The sequence below is a fragment of the Protofrankia sp. CiP1_Cm_nod2 genome (assembly GCF_920664355.1).
Lineage (GTDB): Bacteria > Actinomycetota > Actinomycetes > Frankiales > Frankiaceae > Protofrankia.
In genome coordinates, this window is sequence record NZ_CAKKTL010000066.1 from 26956 (window position 1) to 28143 (window position 1188).

Consider the following 1188-nt stretch of genomic DNA (forward strand, 5'->3'; position numbering starts at 1 on the left):
CCCACCGGCCTGCGTCGACCCGGAGCTGATCGCCGCGATCCGGTCGGCCACGGCTGGCCTTGCCGCCGACGTCGACCGCATAAAAGGGCTCGCCGACCCGGTGGACCGTACCGTCGGTCGTCAGCTGCGCACGGCCGAGCTGCTCGACCCGCGCGACGGCGCGGTTCTGGAGGATCTGGCGCAACGGGCCGGCGCCGAGCTGCTGGCGCGGCTGGCGGGAGTGACGGACTGATGCGGATCCGGTCGCTGCGCCTCGACCGTTACGGTGCCTTCGAGGATCGTCAGGTGGAGTTCGGCCCGGGGCTCACCGTGGTTGCCGGGGCGAACGAAGCGGGCAAGTCGACGCTGCTCGATGCGCTGTCCGACCTGCTGTGGGGCTTCCAACGGGGCCGGCGCGCCTTCTTCTACGGCCCGGGCGCGCTGGCACTGACCGCCACGGTCGAACTGCCCGGTGAGCCGGCCGCCGCGCTGGCGGACGGCGCCGCGCGGACGGACGGGCCGGCGGCCGGCCTGCCAGCGGAGCCGGTAGGGCTGGTAGGGCCAGCGGTAGGGCCAGCGGAGCCGGTAGGGCTGGTAGGGCTGGTAGGGCCAGCGGAGCCGGTAGGGCCGTGGACGGCCGTCGAGCTCCGTCGACGTGGCGCGGGCCTGCAGCTCGTCTCGACCGGGCAGCCGGCCGCACCGGTCTGGGGGGCGGGCGGGGCCGAGGCCCACCAGCGGTGGCTGCAGGCGTTCGGCCTGTCCCACCGGCAGCTGCGCCAGGGCGGTGAAGCCCTGTTCAACGGCGGCGGGGATCTGGCGGAGCTGGTCTTCACCGCCCGCAGCGGCCAGGCCGTGCGGGGCCTGCTCGACGCCCTGCATACCGAGATGGACGTGCATTACAAGCAGCACGGCAACGACAGGTCCTCACGGGTCCGCGTCGCCCTCCGGGAGCACCAGGAGCTGGCGGCACGCATCCAGGAGGCGATGACCACCGCGGGAGCCGTGGTCGAGGCCCGCGCGGAGCGGGACCGCCAGGCACAGGCGGTGCGCGCCGCGCACAAGCTGCTCATGTCGGCTGCCGAGCGGACCGACAGCCTCGACCGGCGACGCCGGGCCGCCCCGGCCGTGCGGGACCTCGCCGCCGCCCGCGACGAGATCGCCCGGCTGCGCGCGGACGGCGCGGCCGTGCTCGACGTGGCGGGGATCGCC

1 protein-coding gene and 1 pseudogene are annotated in these 1188 nt (G+C 75.4%); both read left to right on the plus strand.

Translation table 11 applies throughout. The annotated features are described in order from the left end of the window. A pseudogene (locus NBW84_RS09910) lies at positions 1 to 232 on the plus strand (metallophosphoesterase family protein); the annotation flags it as partial. Continuing rightward, on the plus strand, positions 232 to 1188 hold a 957-nt coding region (locus tag NBW84_RS24215; RefSeq protein WP_445548683.1), incomplete at its 3' end, for an AAA family ATPase. The pseudogene NBW84_RS09910 and the gene NBW84_RS24215, both read left to right, overlap by 1 nt.